The 21,740-nt window shown below is 58.7% G+C and carries 12 protein-coding genes; 4 read left to right on the forward strand and 8 right to left on the reverse strand.

The features are described 5' to 3' along the window. Positions 1–611: 611 nt before the first annotated feature. The 8 genes from pnp to FKG94_RS21030 all read right to left on the reverse strand — a co-directional run bounded on the left by pnp (position 612) and on the right by FKG94_RS21030 (position 12,414). Complete coding sequence (gene pnp, locus FKG94_RS20995) at positions 612–2,738, reverse strand: polyribonucleotide nucleotidyltransferase (RefSeq protein ID WP_142928910.1); 2,127 nt, start codon at positions 2,736–2,738, stop codon at positions 612–614. Between the two features lie 232 nt (positions 2,739–2,970). Next, on the reverse strand, positions 2,971–3,240 hold the full coding sequence (gene rpsO, locus FKG94_RS21000) for a 30S ribosomal protein S15 (RefSeq protein WP_142928911.1): 270 nt from the start codon (positions 3,238–3,240) through the stop codon (positions 2,971–2,973). An 89-nt stretch (positions 3,241–3,329) separates the two neighbouring features. Next, complete coding sequence (truB, locus tag FKG94_RS21005; RefSeq protein WP_142928912.1) at positions 3,330–4,292, reverse strand: tRNA pseudouridine(55) synthase TruB; 963 nt, start codon at positions 4,290–4,292, stop codon at positions 3,330–3,332. Positions 4,293–4,492: 200 nt separating this feature from the next. Further along, positions 4,493–4,900 (reverse strand): 30S ribosome-binding factor RbfA, encoded by a 408-nt coding sequence (rbfA, locus tag FKG94_RS21010; protein WP_142928913.1) that lies wholly within the window; start codon positions 4,898–4,900, stop codon positions 4,493–4,495. Between the two features lie 30 nt (positions 4,901–4,930). Next, positions 4,931–7,537, reverse strand: a complete 2,607-nt coding sequence (gene infB / locus FKG94_RS21015; protein ID WP_142928914.1) for a translation initiation factor IF-2 — start codon at positions 7,535–7,537, stop codon at positions 4,931–4,933. Positions 7,538–7,564: 27 nt separating this feature from the next. Further along, on the reverse strand, positions 7,565–9,067 hold the full coding sequence (gene nusA, locus FKG94_RS21020) for a transcription termination factor NusA (protein ID WP_142928915.1): 1,503 nt from the start codon (positions 9,065–9,067) through the stop codon (positions 7,565–7,567). 75 nt (positions 9,068–9,142) lie between these two features. Continuing rightward, positions 9,143–9,598, reverse strand: a complete 456-nt coding sequence (rimP, locus tag FKG94_RS21025) for a ribosome maturation factor RimP (protein WP_142928916.1) — start codon at positions 9,596–9,598, stop codon at positions 9,143–9,145. A 626-nt stretch (positions 9,599–10,224) separates the two neighbouring features. Beyond that, a complete protein-coding gene (locus FKG94_RS21030; protein WP_142928917.1) occupies positions 10,225–12,414 on the reverse strand; it encodes a tetratricopeptide repeat protein in 2,190 nt (729 codons plus the stop codon). A gap of 453 nt (positions 12,415–12,867) precedes the next feature. Here FKG94_RS21030 and FKG94_RS21035 point away from each other — a divergent pair, with 453 nt between their 5' ends. The 4 genes from FKG94_RS21035 to FKG94_RS21050 all read left to right on the forward strand — a co-directional run bounded on the left by FKG94_RS21035 (position 12,868) and on the right by FKG94_RS21050 (position 21,694). Then, the gene (locus FKG94_RS21035; protein WP_142928918.1) at positions 12,868–14,064 is read left to right on the forward strand and encodes an MFS transporter; all 1,197 of its coding nucleotides are present in this window, start codon (positions 12,868–12,870) and stop codon (positions 14,062–14,064) included. An 850-nt stretch (positions 14,065–14,914) separates the two neighbouring features. Next, on the forward strand, positions 14,915–17,860 hold the full coding sequence (locus FKG94_RS21040; RefSeq protein WP_142928919.1) for an Ig-like domain-containing protein: 2,946 nt from the start codon (positions 14,915–14,917) through the stop codon (positions 17,858–17,860). 641 nt (positions 17,861–18,501) lie between these two features. Next, positions 18,502–20,163, forward strand: coding sequence for a glycosyl hydrolase family 18 protein (locus FKG94_RS21045; RefSeq protein ID WP_142928920.1), 1,662 nt, complete (start codon positions 18,502–18,504; stop codon positions 20,161–20,163). 103 nt (positions 20,164–20,266) lie between these two features. Continuing rightward, positions 20,267–21,694: a methyltransferase family protein gene (locus FKG94_RS21050; protein WP_142928921.1), complete on the forward strand. Its 1,428-nt coding sequence runs from the start codon at positions 20,267–20,269 to the stop codon at positions 21,692–21,694. Positions 21,695–21,740 lie beyond the last annotated feature (46 nt).

Raw genomic sequence — 21,740 nt, forward strand, 5'->3', positions numbered from 1 at the left:
AGTGATAGTTCTCACCAAAGACCAAAGGCAATGGAAGATGCCACCAGGGATGTTGACGGTTGTTAAGGACGTAAACTGATACCAGGGAGATCGCTGTGTCAATTATGTCAGGGAATGAACGCTAACGCTCAATCGTCTGCGGCAGTAACCTATGCGTTATGCGAAAGGTATTTTTGACTGCATCGATTTCAGCTATCCTGGCGTACAGCGCTTCAACAATCTCTCCAGTAAGCTGCAAACGTGTACTTAATCTAAAATTCTGCCAATCCATATTGCCCTCACAACCATATGTGAGATAGTGTGAGATAGTGTGAGTTTTGTCAATACTCGTTATTCAAGGATGTCCTATCGGCCGTGCCTCACAATTGGAACTATGGCGGTATCCGGTTCGCGCAGGGTTGGTCTCGATCAGATTTTGGTTAGCTTGCGATCAGTCTAGGGCCCCCAATCCTCAGTGGGTGGGCGCTTGATCTACAGTTCGGTGCAGGTGGGAAGAGGCCGTTCCCACTGGCTGGCACCCCCAACCGGACACAGGGTCTGCAACCAACGCCAATATTGAAGAAAACAAAAAAAGGGGCATTTAAGCCCCTTTTCACCACGCCAGAGTCTGCCTACTCAGCGGAACCCTGCTCGTCGGCTTGCGACGCCTGCTGGTCGCGATTGGCCTCTTTGATGGACAACTTGATGCGCCCGCGCTGGTCCACATCCAGGCACTTCACTTTCACCATATCGCCTTCTTTCAGGTAATCGGTTACCGTATTTACCCGCTCGTCGGCGATTTGCGAAATATGCACCAGGCCGTCTTTGCCGGGCAGGAAGTTGACGAAGGCACCGAAGTCGACGATCCGCACCACTTTACCCTCGTAAATCTCACCGATTTCCGCCTCGGCAGTAATCGCCTCGATACGATCGATGGCGCCCTGCAAAGACTCACCGTCGCTGCCGTACACCTTGATATTGCCGTCGTCGTCGATATCGATGGAGGCGCCGGTCTCATCGGTGATGGAGCGAATGGTGGCACCGCCCTTGCCGATAATGTCGCGAATCTTATCCGGGTGCACCTTGAGCGTCTCAAAACGGGGCGCGTTGTCCGATACCTGTTCCCGCGATTTGCTGATCACCTTGTTCATTTCACCAAGAATGTGCAGGCGCGCACTCAGCGCCTGCTGCAGGGCGATCTCCATGATCTCCTCGGTAATGCCCTCGATCTTGATATCCATTTGCAGCGCAGTAATGCCCTGGTCCGTACCGGCAACTTTGAAGTCCATATCGCCCAGGTGGTCCTCGTCGCCGAGAATATCCGTCAGCACCGCAAAGCCGTTGTCCTCCTTGACCAGCCCCATGGCAATACCGGCCACCGGCGCCCGCAGGGGAACGCCGGCATCCATCATGGCCAGGCTGGAACCGCAGACCGAGGCCATGGAGCTGGAGCCATTGGACTCGGTAATTTCACTGACCACCCGAATGGTGTAAGGGAAAGTCTCCTCAACCGGCAATACCGCCGCCACCCCGCGACGGGCCAGGCGGCCGTGGCCGATTTCACGACGGCCGGTGGCCCCCATGCGACCGCACTCGCCGACCGAATAGGGCGGGAAGTTGTAGTGCAGCATAAAATTGTCGCGCCGCTCGCCCTCCAGTGCATCAATAATCTGCGCATCGCGGGCGGAACCGAGCGTGGCCACTACCAGCGCCTGGGTTTCGCCGCGCGTGAACAGCGCTGAACCGTGAGCCTTGGGCAACACACCGGTCTCCACGGCAATCGGGCGTACGGTCTTGTTGTCGCGCCCGTCGATACGCGGCTCGCCGGCCACCACGCGGGTGCGCACGGTATTTTTCTCCAGCTTGCCGAAAGCACTCTTCACATCGTCGGCGCCGATACCCGCCGCCTCGTCGGCCAGTTGCTCCATCGCCTGGCTGCGCAGCTCACCCAAGCGGTCATAGCGCTGCTTTTTGTCGGTAATGCGGTAAGCCTCACCAATACCTTCCGCAAAACCGTTCGCGACTGCCGCCTTCAACTCCTGGTTTTCCGCCGCCGGCGCCCATTCCCAGGTCGGCTTGCCGGCATCGCGCGCCAGTTCGGTTATCGCCTGTACCACCGCCTGCATTTCCTGGTGGGCGTAGAGCACGGCGCCAAGCATAATATCTTCGGGCAGCTCATTGGCCTGGGACTCCACCATCAACACCGCATCTTTGGTTCCCGCCACGACCATTTCCAGTTCGGAAGTCGCCGTTTCACTGTATTTGGGGTTGAGCAGATAGCCCTGGGCCTCGGTATAGCCGACGCGCGCAGCACCTATGGGACCGTTGAACGGAATACCGGAAACCGCCAGTGCGGCGGAAGTGCCGATCATGGCGGCAATATCGGGGTCGATGTCTTTTTCCGCCGACATCACGGTACAGACCACCTGTACCTCGGCCATATAACCGTTGGGAAACAGCGGTCGGATCGGGCGATCGATCAGGCGCGAGGTGAGCGTTTCTTTTTCACTGGGGCGACCCTCGCGTTTGAAAAATCCGCCGGGAATCTTGCCCGCGGCATAGGTCTTTTCCTGATAGTGGACCGACAGCGGAAAAAAGTCCTGGTCGGCTCTGGCTTCTTTGGCACCCACTACCGTACACAAGACACTGGTTTCGCCGACACTGACCATAACAGCGCCGGTGGCCTGGCGCGCGATCCGACCAGTTTCCAGAGTGACGGTTTGATTGCCGTATTGAAATGATTTAATTACGGGATTCACGAGTTTATCCTTTTGCTTTTTTTAGCGTTGCTTTCTATGTCGTCTTCTATATGATTCTGTAATGCATTATGTCAATGAACAGGTGACTTTCACAGGCACAGTCGCCTCGCGCCAGCCGCCAATGCTCTGGTGCCGCACCGGCGACACCGACCAAATCTCCAAGAGTCTCAAATACCAAATCTCGAAGAGTCTCAAATAAAAGTGCCCGCCGAGGCGGGCACCGCAGGCCGACTTAGCGACGCAGACCCAACTTCTGGATCAGCGCGGCATAGCGACCGGCATCTTTACTTCTCAGGTAATCCAGCAGCTTACGGCGCTGGTTGACCATGCGGATCAACCCCCGGCGGGAGTGGTGATCCTGTTTGTGATCGGCAAAGTGTCCCTGCAATTTGTTGATATTCGCAGTCAACAACGCCACTTGCACTTCCGGAGACCCGGTGTCGCCCTCCTGACGCTGATGATCCTTAACAACAGCCGCTTTTTCTGTAGCACTTAATGCCATAATAATTACCTCATTTAATATGCGGTTAATAGATTCAGCCTTGCCCGCGCATATTTACAGGCACGCTAAGTTCAATCTGCCGGCGCCCATTAACGGCCGCCGCTGACCGAATGCTTTACTGTCAGGCGTTTGGGGGCCAGCCGCCCGTCGTCGGTCACCTCCCCAACGCCTAAAAAATCGCCATCTTCCTGGAAAACGCGCACCATATCACCAACAGCCCCAACGCGATAGACCTGGGTATCCATTACCGGCTGGCCCTGGCGAAAATAAAAGCCAGTGGTCTCCGGCAAGGTGACTTTTTCCAAGTCACTGACCGGCGCATCGACCGGCAACAGGTGGTGATCCAGGGTTTCCGCCCGGCCGTCACCGCGTTCGCCGGACAATTGCTCCAGACTGACCGCCCGGGTTTCGTCAAACGGCCCCGCAGCGACCCGGTGAAGCCTTGCCACATGGGCACCGCAGCCGAGTTCGCGCCCCAGGTCCTCGGCGAGGGTACGCACGTAGGTGCCTTTACTGCAGTGAATCTCCAGGTCCGCCTCGGCCTCGGGCCCGGGGCGAAACGCCAGCAACGTAAGGGCGTAGACGGTTACAGGCCGGGCCTGCCGCTCCACCTCTTTGCCCTCCCGCGCCAGCTTGTACAGCGGTTCGCCCTCGTGCTTGAGGGCGGAGTACATCGAGGGCACCTGTAAGATGTCGCCCTCAAATTGGCCCAGGGCGTTGGCCAAAGCAGCCTCGGTCAGGCCCTCAGTCGGTATCTCCGTCAGCACTTCACCATCGGCATCACCGGTAGTGGTGGTCACGCCGAAGCGAACAGTGGTGCGGTAACGTTTATCCGCCTCCAGCAGATATTGCGAAAACTTGGTCGCCTCGCCGAAACAAAGCGGCAAGACGCCGGTAGCCAAAGGATCGAGGCTACCGGTGTGGCCCGCCTTGGCAGCAAACAACAGCCTTTTTGCCTGCTGCAAGGCGGCGTTGGAAGTCATACCGGCCGCTTTGTTTAATATCAATACCCCGTCAATCGGACGGCCAAAAGCGCGTTTGCGTCGTGCCACTCACTTACCCCTAGACTTCACCGCTAAATCCCATCTTTATCGCTCCCTTGATCCTGTGATCATTCCTTTCACCATACCCTTGCACGCAACCCCTTTAAGTCAAACCGCACCACTTCCCTTATTCAGGGCTTCCGGCGTCTCCAACCAGCCCCTGTTATCCGCACTTGTGTTGCCGTCGCCGGGGTAGCCACAGTGGCGAACTAGGTATCGCCGCGCTCGTCACCGCTGCTCGGCGGCGACTGGTGGGCGCGGTCTTCGGCGACAGCCTTGTCTATCAGGCTCGACAACGCCTGGCCGCGCACCGCCGTTTTGTCGTAGACGAACTGCAAGCGGGGGGTAGTGCGAATATTGAGCTCTTTCGCCAGGTGGCTGCGCAAAAAACCCGCCGCCTTGTTCAGCGCCTCGGCACCTTTTTCACACTCCGCATCGGTATCGCGGCCGACAAAGGTGACATACACTTTCGCCAGCGCCAGATCGCGACTGACTTCCACATCGTTGATATTGACCATACCCACCCGCGGGTCGCGCACTTCAAACTGGATCAGTTGAGCGAGCGCGCGCTGCACGGCATCGGCGACCCGCTCGGTTCGGCTAAATTCTCTCGCCATTTATTGGTTACCTCCCTTTTGCTCCGTTCCCTAAAGCTGGCGGGCAACTTCTTTGACATCGAAGACTTCGATCTGGTCGCCGACCTTGACGTCATAGTTCTTCACACCGATACCACACTCCATACCGTTGCGCACTTCGTTGACGTCGTCTTTGAAACGGCGCAGCGACTCCAGTTCGCCCTCGTAGATGACCACATTATCACGCAACACGCGAATCGGCTTGCTGCGATAGACAGTGCCCTCGATCACCATACAGCCGGCCACCTGGCCAAACTTGGGCGAGCGGAAGACATCGCGCACATCGGCAATACCGACGATCTCCTCGACCCGCTCCGGCTCCAACATCCCACCCAGCGCCTGTTTCACTTCGTCGAGCAACTGGTAGATGATGCTGTAGTAGCGAATTTCAACCGTTTCCGCTTCCGCCAGCTTGCGCGCCGAAGCGTCGGCACGGACGTTGAACCCCAGCACAATGGCATTCGACGTCAGGGCCAGGTTGATATCATTTTCGGTAATGCCGCCAATGCCGGAGGACACCACCGTCACCTGCACCTCGGCGTTACCGATATCACCCAGTGCCGATTGAATGGCCTCCAGGGAACCCCGCACGTCGGCTTTCAACACCACCGGCAGAACTTTCTGCTCATTTTCGCCGATACCGGCAAACATATTTTCGAGCTTGGCCGCCTGCTGGCGTTGCAGTTTCTCCTGGCGGAACTTCTCCGTGCGGAACTCTGCCACATCGCGCGCTTTGCGTTCATCCGGCACGATCACAAACTCATCGCCGGCCTCCGGCGCCGAATCGAGACCGAGAATTTCCACCGGCGTGGAGGGACCCGCCTGCTGCACCTGCTGGCCGCGCTCATTGGTCATGGCTCGCACCCGCCCGAAGCTCTGGCCGGCCAACAGGATATCGCCGCGGTTGAGAGTGCCCGACTGCACCAAAATGGTCGCCACCACCCCGCGGCCCTTATCGACCCGGGATTCGACCACGACACCTTTTGCCGGTGCGTCCGTCACCGCCGACAGCTCCAACAGCTCCGCCTGCAGCGACACGGCCTCCAGCAGCGCATCAATGCCCTCGCCGGTGTGCGCCGACACGTGGACAAACTGAGTGTCGCCGCCCCAGTCCTCGGGAATGACGTCCTTGGCCGCCAGCTCGTTTTTAACCCGATCGGGATCGGCCGCTTCTTTGTCACATTTATTGATCGCCACAACCAAGGGTACGCCGGCGGCGCGGGAGTGCTGAATCGCCTCCTCAGTCTGCGGCATCACACCGTCGTCGGCCGCCACCACCAGGATGACCACATCGGTGCACTGGGCACCGCGGGCACGCATGGCGGTAAACGCGGCGTGGCCGGGGGTGTCGAGAAAGGTAATCTCGCCCTGCTCGGTCTGCACGCGGTAGGCGCCGATGTGCTGGGTAATGCCGCCGGCCTCGCCCGAGGCGACCTTCGCTTCGCGAATATAATCCAACAGTGAGGTTTTGCCGTGATCGACATGGCCCATAACGGTTACCACCGGTGCGCGGCCGACCTTCTCGCCTTCGGTTTCCAGCGCCTCTTCAAGCGCCTCCTCGACGGCGTTGCCGCTGAGCAACCGGACCCGGTGCCCCATTTCCTCCACCACCAACTGGGCGGTCTCCTGGTCGATGGCTTGATTGATGGTCGCCATGGTGCCGAGTTTCATCAACTGTTTGATAACTTCACCGGCTTTCACGGTCATTCTCTGCGCCAGTTCCGACACCAGAATGGTTTCAGGTATTTCAACTTCGTGCACAATTTTCCCGGTAGGTCTCTTGAAACCGTGTTTGTTTACCGCCAGTTTGAGCGCAGGTCTGCTCACTTTCTTGCGGGTTGCGGTGGGCACTTCATCCTCGACGTAATCATCCTCAATATCGAGCAGCGCCACTTTGCTGGCCTTTTTCGGGCCGGCCTTGCGAGTGGCTTTCTTCGGCCGCGCCTTACCTTCGAGGTCGTCCTCATCGGCGGCCTCATCGTGCTTGACTTTCTTTTTGCCGTGCTTGCCCTTTTCCTCTTCCTGTTTCGCTTTCAGTGCCAGCGCTTCGGCCTCGGCGCGTTGTTGCTCTTCGCTTTTTTCAGGCTCCGGCGCCGCTGCCGGTGCAGCGCTGCGTTGCTTGGCCGCTTCCGCTTCGGCCAGGCGCGCCTGTTCTTCGGCCTCGGCTTTACGGCGCGCCTCCAGCGCCGCCTGGCGTTTGATTTCCGCATCGTCCACCAAAGGCTGGCTGCTGCCCGGCGCCTCGACGACCTCGCGCTGCGCTTCGACAACCTCTTCGGTCAACCCCGGATGGGCGGGCTCGGCCACCTTCAAATCACCAGCATCGCGCTTCACATACGTGCGCTTTTTGCGAACTTCCACATTGACGGTTTTACGGCCGCTGCCACTCCCTGTTTTCAGGGTAGTGGTGGTTTTACGCTTCAGCGTAATCTTCTTCGGTGCCGCCGAATTCTCGCCGTGGCTGGTCTTCAGAAACGTCAGCAACTTTTGCTTTTCCGCATCCGATACCAGCGCCTCGGCCGACTGGTGCGACAAGCCGGCCTCTTTCATTTGTTTCAGCAGCCGCTCAACCGAGGCCCCGACCGACTTGGCGAGTTCGCTTACTGTTACTTCTGCCATTCTATTTCCTCAGTATTTATTCAGGCATTAGTTGCCTTCCTCTTGGGTATCGGCAAACCAGGGCTCGCGCGCCTTCATAATCAGTGCGGCGGCCCTCTCTTCGTCGAGCCCTTCGATATCCAACAATTCGTCTACAGCCTGTTCGGCCAGGTCTTCCATGGTGATAACACCCCGGCTGGACAATAGATACGCCAGATGCTTGTCCATCCCCTCCATGGTCAACAGGTCTTCTGCCGGCTCCGCATTTTCCAGTTGTTCCTCGGAGGCCAGGGCCTGGGTCAGCAGCGCATCCTTGGCGCGGGCGCGCAGCTCTTCGGCGATATCCTCATCGAAGCCCTCGATACCCAGCATCTCCTCCAGCGGCACATAGGCAACTTCCTCAAGCGAGGTAAAGCCCTCGTCGACCAGCACGCCGGCAACGTCTTCATCCACATCCAGCGCCGCCATAAACACCTCGACGTAGTTGCCCGCCTCCTCTTCCTGTTTCGACTGCCATTCGTCCAGCCCCATGACGTTGATATCCCAGCCGCTCAATTCGCAGGCGAGCCGGACATTCTGGCCGCTGCGGCCGATCGCCATGGCGAGGTTGTCTTCGCTGACCGCCACATCCATGGAACCGGCATCCTCATCCACCACGATGGACTCGATTTCCGCCGGCGCCATGGCATTGATCACAAACTGCGCCGGGTTGTCATCCCACAACACGATGTCGATACGCTCATTGCCCAGTTCATTGGAGACCGCCTGCACCCGCGAGCCGCGCATACCCACACAGGCGCCGACCGGATCGATGCGGCCGTCGTTGGTGGAGACGGCAATCTTGGCGCGGGAACCGGGGTCGCGGGCGGCGCCTTTCAGTTCAATCACCTCTTCGGCGATTTCCGGCACCTCTATTTTAAACAACTCGATCAACATCTGCGGGCAGGAGCGGCTCAGGTAGAGCTGCGGGCCGCGGGCCTCCGGTCGCACATCCAACAACAGCGCCCGCACCCGGTCGCCCATACGGAACACTTCGCGGCCGACAAGCTGGTCCCGCGGCAGCAGACCCTCGGCGTTGTTGCCCAGGTCGACAATGATGTTGTCGCGGGTCACTTTCTTGACCGTGCCGCTGATCAGGTCGCCGACCCGATCGCGGTACTCTTCCACCACCTGGGCCCGCTCGGCCTCGCGGACCTTTTGCACGATGACCTGCTTGGCGGTCTGGGCCGCAATGCGGCCGAACTCGACGTTTTCCACCTGCTCCTCGTAGACATCACCGGCCTGCAGTTTGACATCTTTCTCGTGGGCCTCCTCCAGCGTGAACTGGGTACCCAGCGCCGCCAGGGTGTCGTCGTCAACCACCTCCCAGCGCCGAAAAGAATCGTAGTCGCCGGACTTGCGATCGATGACTACGCGAATGTCGGCGTCCTCGTCGTAGCGCTTTTTGGTCGCCGTGGCCAACGCCAGCTCAATCGCCTCGAAAATGACCTCGCGATCGACGCCCTTTTCGTTGGACACTGCATCAGCAACCAGCAAAATTTCTTTGTTCATTCGTGTGCCTCGTTCAACTCCACCCGAACTAGGGCCTGTCTACAGGCCCTAGCGTTCCCCGGCGTTAACAAACCGTTACAGCCGGGGAATGATATTGGCCCTATCAATCGAATCCAACGGCAGCAGATATTCGTGATCATCCACCACCACCACAACTTCATCGCCTTCCACACCGCGCAGGGTGCCGCTGAACTTGCGCCGGCCGTCAAACGGCACCCGCAATTTCACAGTGACCTGCTCGCCGGCATAGCGGGCAAAATGCTCCAGTGTATACAGAGGTCGGTCCACCCCAGGGGAGGAGACTTCCAGGGCATATTCGCCGTGGATGGGGTCCTCCACATCCAATACACTGCTGACCTGGCGACTCACCCGCTCACAATCCTGCAGGGTGACGCCGCCTTCGGCATCGATATACAGCCGCAACGTGGTGTGCTTGCCCTGGGAAAAGTACTCCAACCCCCAAAGTTCGCACTCCAGCGCAGCCACCGTCGGCGCCAGCAACGCCTTTAATTCTTCTTGCTTGGACGCCATAACGCTATCGCCAGGTTGCCCATGACCTGCCTGCAGGCCATATGCAACCACTTGATTTACAAACAAAAAATGGGCACGCAGCCCATTTTCTAACTACCGCCGCAGGCCTCTGCGGCTATTTTGGCAACACGCTTCGGCAACCGGCAAAGCGGCCCAAAAAACCTGTCGCATACGAAAAAGCCCCTTATTAAAGGGGCTTCTCGACAGTGCCTGAAACGGCACAAGAATTCGCTCGCGGGTGGCTGCCAGACATCGATTGACACCGCACTGACATCTGTACTACTCGACACCGCATCGATACCGGAACTTCCGGGAGCAGGGTCGCTGTCCGTAGTGGAGGGAGCCAGTCCTGCCAAGGCGGCGAATTATAGCAAGACTTTACTCGCAAGATCAATGGCCCGGGGCGCGCAACTCTGGCGCCATGGGCGTTGTTGCCGGTTTTTTGGCGGCAATCATCGGGCACCTGCCGAGGCGGTCAAAATCGGCGCTGGTGCTTCCATGATTGTTGGCGCTAGGCGCCCGCTTTGAGTAGCTTCGCGGTTCCTGAACCAAGACGTGCCAATTGACCGGCCTGCTAAACCATCACCACCTTAAGCAGGCCCGGGCAACCGGATCGGGAAACGGTCTCATTGCGCCTCCTGGTTTTGCAGCTTGCGACCAAAGCTCGCCCGCAACCCCAGCAGTTCGCGGTTGTGCGGGTGGCGCTGCAGGGCCTGTCGCGCCACCTCCAGCGCCGCGGCGGTCTGGCCGACGGAGTCCAGCGCAACGCTGTAAACATAGGTATAACGGACGACTTCCGGCGCCCGCTGCGCGGCCTGCTGTAAATGCTGCATCGCCTGCGGTATTTTCTTTTGTCGCACGTACAGCAAGCCCAGGGAATGATGCGCGGCGGCATTGCCGGGGGAGACCCGCAACGCTTTTTGCAACAGAGGCTCGCCCTTGAAGTCACGTTCCTGTTGCCGGTACCAGTCGGCCAGATTGAGCATCGCCGGCACCGACCTGGCATCTATCCTCAACGCGGTTTCAAACGCTGCCGCCGCCCGCTCCCACCGCCCCTGTTGCTGGTACAGGGCACCAAGATTGAGGTGGTTGTCGGCAATATCGGCATTCACCATCAGCGATTCGATATACGCATCCTGCGCCCGACGCAGTTGCGACCGCTGCGCGGCGGACAAGCCGGCCGCGGGTGTGCCGGCCAATACTTTACCCGCCTCTGCCCGCACCCGCGGCGACGGGTCGGCCAGCGCCGGGCCGGCAAACTGAAGCCGCTGCGCCGGCGGCAGCATCGCCAGCGCCCGCAACGCCGACAGCCGCACCAGCGGATCGGTGTCGGCCAACTGCGCCACCGCGGTATCGAGCGATTCTTGGCTCGGATAGTACTGCAACAACTCCACCGCCGTGGCGCGAGCGATAGCGGGCTGATGCCCGGCCCGAGCCAGGCGGATCAACATCGCCTCGGCCCCGGGATCGCCGGCCCTGGCGGCCGCCAGGGTGTGACCAAAATGTTCGCCGCGCAGGCGCGATGCCGGAAACCAGTCCTCAAGGGCCGCCGCGGCCCACTTGGCATCCCGGTCGGTATGGCACTGGTTGCAGGCATTGGGCACACCTAAGGCCACGGATAAATCCGGCCGCGGTACCCGCAGACTGTGGTCGCGCCGGTCATCGATCACCATATACGTGGTCTCCGGCATATGACAGTTGGCACAGGATGCACCACTGCTGCTCACCGGGTGATGGTGATGTTTGGGCGTATCGAACACCGGTGCACTGTGGCACTGGGTGCACACCGCGTTGCCGGGCGCCCGCAACGCCAGGCTGTGCGGCTCATGGCAATTGCTACACGTCACGCCCTGATGAAACATTTTACTTTGAATAAAAGAACCGTAGACATAATTCTCCTCCAACACCTGACCGTCCGGGTGGTAAATACCTTCATCCAACAACTGCAATTGGTGGTGCTGTGGAAACGGCCGGCCGAAAACGTCGTTACTGACGATGGCGCGGCGGCTGTGGCAGTGCGCGCAGATATCGATTTGGGTAACGGTGTCGCGGGCGGCGCCGGCGCTGGTATTGCGGGCTGTGTGCGAACCGGGCACGGCCTGCCAGACAGCGGTGCTGCGCAACGGCAGCAGGCCGCTGTCCGCGCTTTTCCGGTCAGTGCCGGCAGCCCATTGCAGGTGCTTCTCACCGGGCCCATGACAGGCTTCACAAGCCACATCTATTTCGGACCAGGTGGTAGCGAAACGATTCTCAGCCAGGGAAAAGTTTTTTTTCAGATTGGTCGAATGGCACTCTGCACAGCGACTGTTCCAATTGAAGTAGGTGCCGCTCCAATGCAATTCGTCGGTGTGGGCGATAGGTTGCTCGGGCTGGAGGTGAAACCAGCGCTGCCCGCCTTCGGCCCGGGGCCGGCTGTCCCAGGCGACGGCCAGTGCCTGCAGACGACCGCCGGGAAAAGCCACCAGGTATTGCTGCAGGGGCTCGACGCCGAACGTGTAGAGAACCTGGAACTCGTGATCCTCGCCGTTTTCCCCACGCGTTTTGACGAAAAAATCACCGTTGCGGCGATAAAACCGGGTAACCTCGTCGTAATAGGTAAAGCGGGCGTTGTCAAAATTTCCCAGTACGGTTGCCGGCGTTGCTCTGGCCATCGCCAGATCGTGGTGGGAATTGCGCCACAGATCATACTGTTGCCGGTGGCAGCTCGCACACTCGCCGCTGCCCACATAGCCGTCGCCGCTGCGCTGTTGTTGCCCGTGGCACACCACTGCCGCCACGGCGGTTATCATCAATAAAAGCGCGCGAAAAAAAGACATGGTTACCTGGTCGACCGGCGGCACGGTCCCGCAATCTTAACAGGGATTGCGCTGCAGCCAAACGCCGCGCGCGGCGGCAACAGCGGCAGTTTGCAAGCTTGGCAGCCCGGTCAGGGAAATCAACTCTTGGCACCTTTTCCCGTGGCACGGTGTGGGGACGTAACTCCAGTTGCGTCCCCTTAGCATGGTGCCACTCCCCTTTCTTAACGGCACCGCCTCCGGCGGCACGGTGCGGGGACGTAACTCCAGTTGCGTCCCCTGAGAATGGTGCCACTCCCCTTCCTCAAAGCCACCTCTTCCAGTGCCCCACAGCGGGATAAAAATCCCCCCAACACCCTGCCCTCCTTCCCCCATCTTTCCTGTTTGCTAGAATCGCCGTCAGCATGCCCCCTAAGCTTCGACTTCGACACTGCAGCGTCAACCCATCTACTTGGTTAAGGAAAAAGAAAGTCCATGTCACTAAAAACACAGACCCGCGCCCCCTTGGGTCAAAACAGCCCCAGCGCCGACCGGCCCGGCACATTTTACGGCTCCCTGGCCGTATTTACCGCCGGCGGCTTGTTCTGGGCATTTCTGCCGTTGTTTATCGGCCTGCAATCCGAAGCCCTGAATATTTCCAAAGCCGGTGCCGGAGCCTTGGGCTCGGCCTACCTGATCGCCTTTTCCCTGGTTGCCACCACGGCCGTACTTTGGGTACCGCGAAGCAATTGGCGCCACGCACTGCCGGCAGCGGGCGTCATCGTCGTCGCCGGCTTCTATGCCGTCGCGCGCGCCGACAGCTACGCCACGGTGATCGCTGCCTGTATCTTCATCGGTGTCGGCATGGGTATAAAGTGGGCGATCAGCTATCGGATATTTGGCGCTGCCGCCAATCCCGATCGCGCGTTTGGCCTGTCCATTGCCATTTCCTACAGTGCGCTGGCCGTTGTCGTTTTTATACTCGGGCGGTTTGTCATAACACCCTACGGCCTGGGCGGCGCTGCGCTCGCCATTATCGCCACGGTGGCGCTGCTGAGTTTGGGCGCCTTTTGGATACCCGCTAACCTGGCGGCGCCCGCCCCCTCACCGATCGGCGGCATCGATGGCAATATGCCGGTCCCGGTGGCACTGGCGCTGGCGGGTATTTTCCTGGGCGGGTTGGGCATCGCGGCTATCTGGGCATTTGTAGAACGTATCGGTGTGGCAGCGGGTTTTGACGGGGCCCGGATCGGTCCGGTAATTTCCGGTAACCTGCTGGCGATCGGCGGCGGTTCCCTCGCAGCCGCCGCCATCAGTACCCGGATACCCCGCCGCCCGGCACTCGCCGGCGGCTATGCCGTGCTGGCGGGCTCGCTCTGGACCCTGGCCAATATCGACAGTTTCTTTAGCTATGCCGCCGCCGTTACCGCTTTCGGACTCGGCACCGGGTTGGTTCTGCCTTTTCAAATGGCGACCCTGGCCACCGTTGACAGCAGCGGTCGCTTTGTCGTGCTGATTGCCGCCGCCCAGGGTTTCGGTGGGGCGCTGGGCCCCCTGGTGGGCGGCCTGGCGGCAGACAGTGGTGGACGCCAGGCCCTGGTCGCCTGCGGGTTACTGATTTTCCTGGCCAGCTACGGCATGTTCCTGTCGATTCGCTCCCGACCGGTGGCGCGCCCGGTGACCACAGAATAAATGGACACCTTTGAAAAACCTCTCTTAAAAGCACCGCCTCCGGCGGCACGGTGCGGGGACGTAACTTCAGTTGCGTCCCCCTAGAATGGTGCCACTTCCCTACGCTAGAACTACCCCGGGTTAAGGGGACGGAGGGATTATTTTTTATTCCCTCCGTCCCCTTAACTCTTAACCTCCGTCCCCTTAACCTTTCCCTCCGTCCCCTTAACCTTCCCTTAACCTTCATTAAAGACACCACCTCCGGCGGCCCTGACTCCGGCCGGCATGTCCCCGGGCGACCTGAGCGAATCGATCAAGGCGTCGACACACTAAAAAGCGATGGCGTTTCCTCAGATATCAGCTTTTTATCGGCCAGCTACAAAGAGACTTTCATTGAGACAAAGTGCAGTACATATTTTTGAATGCTCCGTAACGGCAAGGGCCGAAAAACCGCCGGCATTTTTCCAGGAAGATATACGCGACCCGTCGTTTTTTTCCACCTGCAAACTGGTCGACCCACACCAGATCGCTGCCAGGTCAAACAGCCAACACAACGTCATTTTTTAACTTACATATATCGCGCGCCAGCAATTTACCGCCCGGCTCACCCGGCAAATAAAATGGGATTCACTTCCGTTTTTTAAAAAATTTTTGCGTTACCGTTGGTCTCGCTATTGAGGCACGACAGTTTTATCCGAAGCTTATAAACAGAAGTTGTTTCGTAACTGCCGGGCAACTGCGGTGATACCGACTTGTTGCACCCGGCAGCCACGAGACAGCTTCTGGAAAACGTCACTACAATCATCTTCAAACCCTGTCGCAGCAAAAGTGTCGCCGCCCGGCAACACTTTACAGAGAGAGTAATAACTTTATGAAAATGCTATCACTCGATAACTGCTATCTACTTACATCAAAAACCGATACCAGGCGTCACGACAAACGCCCGTGGGCATGGCTTTTATGGCTGGTGTTTTTCCCCGGTCTGTGCCATTTCAGTTTCGCCGGTGTCGTCAGTGGCGAGCTGACCCAGTGGCATCCGGTGACGGTCAGTTTCAACGGCCCCGCGGCCAGTGAGACCGACAATAACCCCAACCCATTTTTGGATTATCGCCTGCAAGTAACCTTTACCGGCCCCAGCGGACAGCGCTACAACGTGCCCGGTTTTTTTGACGGCAACGGTAACGGCGGCGGCAGCGGCAACGTCTGGCGGGTTCGCTTTTCACCCGACGAGGCCGGCAACTGGAACTACGCCGCGACGCTGCGCAGTGGCACCAATGTCGCGGTGGAGCTGGCACCAAACGCCGGCAGCGCCGCCAGTCTGGGCGGTGCGACCGGTTCATTCGCGGTCGCCGGCCGGGACCCGGGCGCACCGGGTTTTCTGAAATGGGGCAGGCTCGAATATGTCAACAAGCACTATCTGAAATTCAGAGATGGCGACTATTGGATCAAAGGCGGTGTGGACAGCCCGGAAAATTTTCTCGGTTATAAAGGTTTCGACAACACCGTCAATCAATCCGGGGGGGTCAACACCGCCGGCCTGGAAAACGGCCTGCACCGTTATCTGCCCCACGTCGACGACTGGAATCCGGGCGACCCCGACTTTACCAGCGCAGACACGGGTTTCGATTCCCGGGGTATTATCGGCGCTTTAAATTACCTGAGTTCCGAAAACGTCAACTCCATCTACTTTCTGCCGATGAACCTCGGCGGCGACGGGCGGGAAACCTATCCGTTTGTCGGGCCCGGCAATAACAACTTTGATAAAGCGCACTATGACATCAGCAAATTGAGTCAGTGGAACCAGGTTCTCAACCACGCCCAGGAAAAAGGCATAGCACTGCACTTCGTATTGGCCGAGACGGAAAGCGGCAACGAGAACTGGTTTGACAACGGCAACCTCGGGGTGCAGAGAAAACTGTACTACCGGGAACTTATTGCGCGCTTCAGTTACCTGCTGGCAATCAAATGGAATCTCAGCGAGGAAACAGATTTTTCCGACAACAACCTGCGCGCGTTTGCCGACTATATCGGCGCCCTGGACTGGGCCAATCACCAGATCACCTTCCACACCCACCCCAACCGGCTCAACCAGTACGATCCGCACTTGGGCGATACACGCTTTGACACCACCTCGATTCAATACAACCCCAACAATGCCAACGACTTTGTGGAGACCATGCGCAACCGCTCCCGTAACAATGGTCGCATCTGGGTGATCGATATGGATGAAAACAATCCCGCCTCCGAGGGATTGACCGATACCAATGCCAACGACCTGCGCAAGCGCACGCTCTACGACGTGTATTTCAGCGGCGGCAATATCGAATGGTACTTCGGTTACCACTCGCTGCCGCTGGGCGGCGATGTGCGCACCGAAAACTTCCGCACCCGCCAGGCCATGTATCGCTATATGTGGTACGCGCGCCGTTTTATGCAGGAGCAATTGCCGTTTTGGGATATGCAACCCAACGACGGCCTGCTCAGCGGCGAGAGTGGCGCCTTCGGCGGCGGCCAGGTTTTTCATAAGGCCGGCGAGGTGTATGCGGTCTATCTCCCCGACGCCTCGCCAAGCGGCACCATCAACCTGGCCTCCGGCAGCTATACCAAGCGCTGGTACAACCCCCGCAACGGCCAGTTTCAGGGCGGCGCCACCATCGTTGGCGGCGGCGCCCACGCACTGGGCAGTCCACCCAACTCTGCCGATCAGGACTGGGTGGTATTGCTGCGCGCCGAAGGCGGTGGCGGCAATGAATCACCGACTGCCGTGTTTCTGTCGCCCTCGGCAGGTGAAGTGTTCAGCGTCGGAGACAGTATTCAGGTCGAAGTGGAGGCCGAGGATGCGGACGGCAGCATCGCCAATGTCAGGCTGTTCCTGAACGATACGCTGGTGCGCCAGGAAAACTTCGATCCCTATCGCTGGAATGACCGCGACCAGGACACTGCACTACAGAACCTCGCCGCCGGCAGTTATGAATTGAAAGCTGTGGCCACGGACAACGATGGCGCCAGCACCGAGGCAATCATCACTATTACCGTCGAGGACCCGAATGCCAATAACGCGCCCAGTGTCAGCTTTACCGAACCGGCCAACGGCCAGACCATCGGTGTCGGCGACAGCCTGGTGGTGACGGTAGCGGCGGCCGATACGGACGGCGCCGTTGCCAATGTCAGGCTCTTTATCAACGATGCGTTTGTGCGCCAGGAAAACATTGACCCCTATCGCTGGAACGACAGGAACCAGGACCCCCAGTTGCAGAATCTCGCCGCCGGCAGCTATGAATTGAAGGCCATAGCGACAGACGACTTGGGGAAAAGCAGTGAAACCTCGGTAACCGTCAACGCCAGCGACAACGGCGGCGAACCTGTCACGCTCAGCTTTACACCCACTAACGACGCCTATCTGCAAAACGGCACGCCGTTCAATTCAAATGAGTTGCGGGTAGAGCACAACCGCCGCACCGCCTACTTGAAGTTCGACGTCAGCGGCATCAGCGGTACAGTCACCGACGTCAAACTGGAACTACAGGTCTCCACGGACCCCGGCAACGGCAATATCGCGGTGTTTCGCGGACAGAGTAATAACTGGAGCGAGAGTACCTTAAGCACCGCAACCGCGCCGGCGGCGGGCGCCGAGGTGGGCAACCGAAACGGCACTTGGAGCAGCGGCGTCAGCTATACGCTGGAGATCGATTCGCTGGTGAGCGCCAATGGCGTCGTATCTCTGGTGCTGGATATGGACGCCGGCGGCAACGATGTGGCTTTCAGCGCCCGGGAAGGTGCCGCCCAACCCCGGTTAATTGTGACCTACACGCCTTGACCGAGAGAGCTGCGAGCAGGATTTAGATCAGCATTGCCCTTCCAGACGGTGGGGTAATGCTGAGGCGTATTCGCTGCAGGTGCCGGTTTTTGGCACCCAAGCAGAGTTCTAGAACTCGTTGCCTTTTAGTCTGTCCTTACCAAACCTAGTGCTTCGACCAGTAAATATTTTCTGGTCAAAGCACTAGTTAAAGATACCGGAGGTAGGTCTGCCTCTGGATGGGACCTTCAGAAACTCTCGACAGCAGGGATGCTGTCGTGAAGCCCCCAGGGAAGGGTTTACGGCGTGTTTCTGAAGGTCCCATCCAGAGGCAGACCGGTCAAATGGCACGCCTATGCTTCAGTACCACAAAGCCGGCACTTGCAGCGATAGCCTTGCAGGAAGTGCCAGTCGGCCCGGGATTTCAGGCCTGACGGTGACCTGGTTCTTAGTTTTCACAACCCTGCTTGACAACGTTGTCCAGCACAGGCTATGGTGCACGACAACGTTGTCTTTGGCGACTTATTGCGTTCTTCCAAGCCAGATCGAGGCAGCGTAAATCAACGGATAAATGCAACGCCAGCCGCGGATAGCCGCAAGGGTAATGTCCGCCGACCTTCAGGCTGGCTTCAACTCAATGCTCTCAATTAAGGTAGCGATCGATGAAAAGTCTATGGCGAATATCGGCAATCGCGGCGGCGTATTGCCTGTCGGCGAACGCCTTTGCGGCCAATTGCACCGGGCTCGCGCAGTGGAACAGCTCCACGGCTTACACCGGCGGTATGCAGGTCACCCACAACTGCGCCGCTTACCGGGCCGCCTGGTGGACCCAGGGCAGAGACCCGGAAATGCACTCGGGCCCGGAAAAGGAGTGGCGTTCGCTCGGCCAATGCGATAGCTGCGGTGGTTCCAGTTCTTCCAGCAGCAGCTCTTCGGGTTCCACGTCCTCATCCTCGAGCAGCTCGTCCTCCGGCGGCGGCGCCTGCCCGAGCGGTATTCCCATGTGGGACGCCAACACCGTCTACTGGGGCGGCGACCAGGCGCTTAACAACAATTCTGTCTGTACGGCGCGCTGGTGGACCCGCGGGGAGAACCCGGCCCAGGCCGATGTCTGGAACTGCAGCACCTGCTCCGGTTCGTCTTCCAGTTCATCGTCTACCAGCTCTTCGTCTTCTTCTACCAGTAGCAGTAGCTCCTCCAGTAGCAGCAGTTCCTCGAGTTCATCCAGTTCGAGCTCATCGAGCGGTGGCCAGCGTCGTTATGTCACCTACGCCAGCACCTGGAATACCAGCATCTACGATCTGGATGTCAATAACATTCCCAACTATATCACCAACGTCAACCTGTCCTTTGTGCGGCCCAACACGGCCTACCAGCGCGGCTCCTATGCGTTCGACCAACAGGTGTCCGGTTTTGAATTTGTCGAAGGCGCTACCGGCTTCGGCGGACCGAACCCCTTCACCGCAGAGGAATCCCAGGACCTGATCAATGCCATCGCAGCACTCGAGGCCCGCGGCACGGAAGTCTGGATTTCCGTCGGCGGCTGGTCGTACAGCCAGGGCAGCCAGTGGCAGGGCTTCAGCGCGCCGCGGGTTGTCGACCTGGCGCTCGACCTCGGTGCCTCGGGTATCGATATCGACTGGGAGGCAAGCGGTTCACAGTGCAATAAACAAGATGCCGCTAACTTCAGTTGCACAGACGACCCTGAGATCGAGAATATCCTCGTGACCCTGTACAACGAAATCAACCGTCGCGGTGCCGGCCTCGGCATCTCCATCGCCGGCTGGTCGACAGGTGCTTACTACGTCAAGGGCACGCCGTTCGAAGAGGGCAAGGTGCAGTGGGGCTCACCGTTCGGCGGTACCATGTACAATGTGGTCAAACGCCACGGCGACAAGCTGGACTTTGTCAACCTGATGTCCTACGACGGCGGCAACTACTACGATCCGCGGGAAGGCTTCGCCGCCTACCGGGCAATCTACAACGGCCCCATCAATATGGGCATGGAAATAGCGCCGGAGGGTTCCGGTGGCGCCGTGCTGACCGTAAACGCGCCGCCGGGAATTCAGTGGGATACAGGTTTTCTCACCGGCAGCAATAACGAAGCTTCGGACTACTACAATATCGAAACCATGCTCGGCTATGTGAAAAACGCCGGTCAGCCCGGTGACGGCTTTATGTTGTGGCAGCTCTGGAAGCAGCGCGTGCACCTGCCCGCACCCGCCGGAGCCGCCACTGAAAACTCGGCGGGTCAGTATGTCTGTCGCAATCTGCCGCTGGCGGGAGACTGCAACCAGACGATCCCCTCTCTACCCAAGCTTTGATGCTATCGGCACCTAGAGAGAAACCTTAGCCAGACCTTCAAGCCCCAGCCAGCCTGGGGCTTTTCTGGTTTTTTCAACCGATAAAAAACAGCCGGTGTTGCCAATGGGGTATTCCTACAGCCACAAAAACCCAAGCCAACCGTTTGATCAAACCGCCAGCGACCAGAGCGCAGAGACCTGGATAACCGATCGCGCCTGGGTGTGCGGCTCGGTGGGTGCCGTCAGCGTTATCGTTTGCGCCATCTGGTTCAATGCCACCGAGGCCCTGGCGAAAGGTGTGGTGGTAATGGGTCACCAGCTTACCCAAACGCCCGTGCAGACCCTGTTGAGCGCCCTGCTTATCACCACCGGCGCCATGCTGTTAACGGAAGTGATTCGACTCTACCTGCGCAACCCCCGCAATTTTATCGCCGTTAGCCCGCTGTTGAAATCCGGTCGCTATGTGACGTTTATGGCTACAGCGCTCGGCAATTACCTGGCTTACCTCGGCCTGTTCTGGCTGGTGGTTGTGTTTTTTCAGTGGGCCGGGGAATACGGCTATCAACGCAATGCGCCCTACTACCAGCCCTGGTTCACGTTCCTGGACCTGGCCTTTAGCGCTTACCTCTGGGGCGGCCTGCCCTATGTCTGTCTTACCCGGGCGTTGAAACACGACCCGCAAGCCGACGACAACGACCCGCCGATTCTGGTTGCCAAACTGTTTACCGCTATCAAATCATTTTTGCTGCGGGAGAAAAAAACCGTTACCGCTGCCGAACAACGGCACAAGAAAGCGATCAGGGCCCTGCTCGTCAAGTTGTTCTTCGCCCCGCTGATGACCGTGTTTTTCTTCGACCAGTTTCCGCATCTGGTAAACAATGTCGACTACCTGTTGAACACCATACCCGCGCTGATCGCAGACCAGCGCTATACGCACCAACAGTTCAATACCGATTTTTTCAACCTGTCGATCACACTGATTTTCTCCATCGATATCGCGCTGGCCTGGTGCGGTTATGTGGTGTCTTCACGCTGGGTCGACAACCGGACCCATTCGGCGGAACCCACCTTGCTCGGCTGGGTCGTGTGCTTGTGTTGCTACCCGCCGTTCCAGATGTTTTTGGGGTTGTACTTCGCCGCGCCCGGTGAGCGGGAGGTACTGCGCTTCGACAATCAATGGCTGATCACCGCCTTCACCGGCATGATGGTGCTCAGTTACCTGGTCTATATGGCTTCGACGCTGTGGTTCGGCGTGCGCTTTTCCAACCTGACCCACCGCGGCATTATTCGCACCGGGCCCTACGCGATTGTGCGCCACCCCGCTTACGCCTCGAAAAATTTTGCCTGGTGGTGCGTTATGTTTCCGGCGATACTCTACAATGTGGTTTATACCGGGATTCATATTGCCATTGCCCAAACCCTGGGGTTATTGATCATGACGGGGTTTTATTACTTGAGGGCTACCACCGAGGAACGTCACCTGAGTGCCGACCCGCGCTATCGCAGCTATTGCCAAACGGTAAAATACCGGTTTATTCCGGGTGTGCTTTGACGCGTTGCCCAGTTGCTTTCAGGTACTTTGCCGTTTGGTACAGCGC

The organism is Exilibacterium tricleocarpae, from assembly GCF_007004655.1.
GTDB classification, from domain to species: Bacteria; Pseudomonadota; Gammaproteobacteria; order Pseudomonadales; family Cellvibrionaceae; genus Exilibacterium; species Exilibacterium tricleocarpae.

What these genes read in the sequence shown, in the direction of transcription:
- rpsO (WP_142928911.1), bottom strand. Translation starts at nt 3,240, where the DNA reads ATGGCATTAAGTGCTACAGAAAAAGCGGCTGTTGTTAAGGATCATCAG.
- rbfA (WP_142928913.1), bottom strand. Translation starts at nt 4,900, where the DNA reads ATGGCGAGAGAATTTAGCCGAACCGAGCGGGTCGCCGATGCCGTGCAG.
- infB (WP_142928914.1), bottom strand. Translation starts at nt 7,537, where the DNA reads ATGGCAGAAGTAACAGTAAGCGAACTCGCCAAGTCGGTCGGGGCCTCG.
- nusA (WP_142928915.1), bottom strand. Translation starts at nt 9,067, where the DNA reads ATGAACAAAGAAATTTTGCTGGTTGCTGATGCAGTGTCCAACGAAAAG.
- rimP (WP_142928916.1), bottom strand. Translation starts at nt 9,598, where the DNA reads ATGGCGTCCAAGCAAGAAGAATTAAAGGCGTTGCTGGCGCCGACGGTG.
- FKG94_RS21030 (WP_142928917.1), bottom strand. Translation starts at nt 12,414, where the DNA reads ATGTCTTTTTTTCGCGCGCTTTTATTGATGATAACCGCCGTGGCGGCA.
- FKG94_RS21035 (WP_142928918.1), top strand. Translation starts at nt 12,868, where the DNA reads ATGTCACTAAAAACACAGACCCGCGCCCCCTTGGGTCAAAACAGCCCC.
- FKG94_RS21040 (WP_142928919.1), top strand. Translation starts at nt 14,915, where the DNA reads ATGAAAATGCTATCACTCGATAACTGCTATCTACTTACATCAAAAACC.
- FKG94_RS21045 (WP_142928920.1), top strand. Translation starts at nt 18,502, where the DNA reads ATGAAAAGTCTATGGCGAATATCGGCAATCGCGGCGGCGTATTGCCTG.
- FKG94_RS21050 (WP_142928921.1), top strand. Translation starts at nt 20,267, where the DNA reads ATGGGGTATTCCTACAGCCACAAAAACCCAAGCCAACCGTTTGATCAA.